General features: G+C 68.7%; 2 protein-coding genes and 1 pseudogene. 1 reads left to right on the top strand and 2 read right to left on the bottom strand.

The features are described from left to right. A pseudogene (locus TSO5_RS30275) lies at positions 1 to 1170 on the top strand (hypothetical protein); the annotation flags it as partial. Positions 1171 to 1321: 151 nt separating this feature from the next. Here TSO5_RS30275 and hydA read toward each other — a convergent pair. Further along, positions 1322 to 2764: a dihydropyrimidinase gene (gene hydA / locus TSO5_RS30265; protein WP_109155084.1), complete on the bottom strand. Its 1443-nt coding sequence runs from the start codon at positions 2762 to 2764 to the stop codon at positions 1322 to 1324. A 14-nt stretch (positions 2765 to 2778) separates the two neighbouring features. Continuing rightward, entirely contained in the window at positions 2779 to 3486 is a 708-nt protein-coding gene (locus TSO5_RS30260; RefSeq protein ID WP_109155083.1) for a TetR/AcrR family transcriptional regulator, read from the bottom strand. Positions 3487 to 3528: the final 42 nt, after the last annotated feature.

The following is a 3528-nucleotide window of genomic DNA, read 5'->3' as shown; positions in this document are numbered from 1 at the left end:
CTGGCCCTGACCGGCAGCAAGCGCCACACGGTGACGATGACGGCGGCCCAGGCCAACGGCTTCACCAGCGTCACCGGTGCCCTGACCGGCGACGCCTTCGCCATCGCCGGGGCGTCGCTGTCCGGCAGCGTCGGGTCCGGCACCGGCAGCGCGCTGCAGGCCGGACAGGTCCAGGCGGAGACGGTGAACGGCGTCACCCTGGTCCATGTCGGCCTGGATTCCACCGCTGGCGCCGACATGACCCTGCGCATCGCCGGCAGCTTCGCCGCCTCGGACATCAGCCTGTCGGGCAACACCATCACGCTGGGGCAGGCCGGTTCCGGCGGGTCCACCGGCGGCGGCGATACCGGGGGTGGAACTGGCGGCGGCACGGGCGGCGGCACCGGTGGAGGTACGGGGGGAACGGGCGGTCTGACCCTGACCGGCACCGATGCCCGCGACTATCTGGCCGGCGGCAGCGGCAACGACACCATCATCAGCAACGCCGGCAACGACTACATGGTCGGCGGCGCCGGCAGCGACACCTTCGTCTTCAAGCCGGGCGACGGCTGGGATTACATCGGCGACTTCCAGGCCGGCAGCGGCGGCGACGTGCTGAATGTCGCCGGCTGGAGCGGGCTGAAGGACTTCGCCTCGGTGATGGCCGTCACCGTTCAGGACGGCGCCAACACCGTCGTCCGCTTCGACAACGGCAACAGCGCCATCCTGGCCAACGTCACCCGCAGCAGCCTGACCGCCGCCAACTTCTCCTTCACGACGGTGGGCGGTTCCTCCGGGGGCGGCACTGGCGGGTCCACCGGCCCCACCGGCCAGACCATCACCGGCACCTCGGCCGGCGAGTTCCTGGCCGGCGGCAGCGGCAACGACACCATCACCGGCAACGGCGGCAACGACTACATGGTCGGCGGCGCCGGGCGGGACACCTTCGTCCAGAATCCCGGCGACGGTTGGGACTGCATCGGCGATTTCCAGGCCGGCACCGGCGGTGATGTCGTCGATCTCCGCAGCATCTCCGGCTTCTCCAGCCTGAACGACGTGCTGACCCACTCGGCGCAGAATGGCGCCGACCTGTCGATCGAACTCGGTACCTTCAGCTCCATCAAGCTGATGGGCGTCGACCGCAGCAGCCTGACGGCAGAGAACTTCCTGTTCGCCAATCCGGTGGGGTGATCGGGGGGATTTGACCGCTCCCTCTCCCCCCTGGGGAGAGGGTCGGGGTGAGGGGGATGCGTAGCGTGGCTATACCAAGAATCCACCCCGCGCGACCCCCTCACCCTAACCCTCTCCCCGGGGGGGAGAGGGGAGCTCGAGCGTTATCGCCCTACCGTTCCACCGCCACCGGGACGTTCAGGGCGTTGCGCTTCGATACCGCTTCGTAGACCGGCGGGAAGGCGGGGCGGTTGATGTAGCGGCCGGCGCCGCGCACCGCGCGGCTCTCGCCGAGCGCGTGGACGATGCGGCCCTGGCTCAGCGTGTAGGCCGGGGTGCCGGTGACGGTCATGCCTTCGAAGATGTTCAAACCCACCTTCTGCATCTGGGTCTTGGCCGAGATGGTCTTGGTCGCCTTCGGATCCCACACCACCAGATCGGCATCGGCCCCGACGCTGACCGAGCCCTTGCGCGGGTAGAGGTTGAAGATCTTCGCCGCGTTGGCCGAGGTGACGGCGACGAACTCGTTCATCGTCAGCCGGCCGGTGTTGACGCCGTGGGTCCACAGCGCGGTCATGCGGTCCTCGATGCCCGCCGTGCCGTTCGGGATCTTGGTGAAGTCGTTGCGACCCATCGCCTTCTGCTCCGCACAGAAGCAGCAATGGTCGGTGGCGGTGGTGTGCAGGTGACCGGCCTGGAGACCGCGCCACAGGGCGTCCTGATGCTCCTTCGGGCGGAAGGGCGGGCTCATGACATGGCCGGCGGCGAAGTCCCAATCGGGATTGCGGTAGACCCCGTCGTCGATCAGCAGATGGCCGGCCAGCACCTCGCCGAACACGCGCTGGCCGTCGTTCTGGCCGCGCTCGATGGCGGCCAGCGCCTCCTTGGCCGAGACATGGACGATATAGACCGGCACGCCGAACACCTTGGCGACCTGGATGGCGCGGTTGGCGGCCTCGCCCTCCACCTCCGGCGGGCGGGAGAGCGGATGGGCCTCCGGTCCGGTCAGGCCCTGGGCCAGCAGCTTCTTCTGGAGCTGGAAGACCAGTTCGCCGTTCTCGGCGTGGACGGTGGGGATGGCGCCCAGCTCCAGGCAGCGCTGGAAGCTGTTCACCAGCGTCTCGTCATCGGCCATGATGGCGTTCTTGTAGGCCATGAAGTGCTTGAAGCTGTTCACGCCATGGTCGGCGACCAGCGTGCCCATGTCCTGCCGCACGCTCTCGTCCCACCAAGTGACGGCGACGTGGAAGCTGTAGTCGCCGGCCGCCTTCTCCGCCCAGCCGCGCCAGGTGTGATAAGCCTCCATCAGGCTCTGCTTCGGGTTGGGGATGACGAAGTCGATGATCATCGTCGTCCCTCCGGCGAAGCCGGCGGCGGTGCCGCTGAAGAAATCCTCCGTCGTCACCGTGCCCATGAAGGGCAGTTCCATGTGGGTGTGCGGGTCGATGCCGCCGGGCATGACGTAGCAGCCGCCGGCATCCACCACTTCGGCCCCCGCCGGCACGTCGAGAGCGTCGCCCACCGCGGTGATGATGCCGTCCTGGCAGAGGACGTCGGCGCGGCGGGTTTGCTCGGCGGTGACCACGGTGCCGCCGCGGATCAGGATGGTGGACATGCTCGGGCGCTCCCTCAGAGGTTCGATGGGACGGAGTCGGTGGGCGTAATGGAGGTTTCTGGTTCCGGTAGCCCGGCGGCGCGCAGGATCATGCGCAGCACCTCCGCCGTCATGGCGGCGAAGTCGTGGCGGGTCAGGCTGCGGCGGCCCAGCACCTTGCGGATCTGGACGTCGAAGTCGGCGTAATGCTGGGTCACCGCCCAGATCATGAACAGGAACTGGCGGGCATCCACCGGGGCCATGCGGCCGGCGGCGACCCAGCCTTCGATGACAGCCGCCTTGGCGTCGACCAGTGATTTCAGGTCCTCGGCCAGGAAGCGTTCGACCTGGGTGCCGCCATGCAGGATCTCGTTGGCGAAGACCTTCGAGGCATGGGGACGGGTGCGCGACGCCTCCATCTTGGCGGTGACGTAGGCGGTCAGCGTCGCCGCCGGGTCGGCGTCGGGGGTGAAGGAGGCGATCGGCGCCAACCACAGCCGCAGGATGTTGTCGAGCACCGCGCGGTAAAGGTCCTCCTTGGTGCCGAAATAGTAATGCAGGTTGGCCTTGGGCAGGCCGGCCCGCTCGGCGATGTCGGCCATGGTGGCGCCGGCACAGCCGGCCTCGGCGAAGACGCGCTCGGCCGCCTTCAGGATGCGCTCGACGTTCTCACGCCGGATGCGGCCCTGGGGCGAGGTGGTGTCGGTGGTGTCGGCAGCCGTTCGCGCCATCGCGTTCGCCATTGCTCATTTCGACCGGGGCCAATCCCCTCTCCCCCCCCCCCC

This window comes from Azospirillum sp. TSO5 (assembly GCF_003116065.1).
In the GTDB taxonomy this organism is placed as follows: Bacteria; Pseudomonadota; Alphaproteobacteria; order Azospirillales; family Azospirillaceae; genus Azospirillum.
This window is presented reverse-complemented; position numbering and strand designations above follow the sequence as displayed.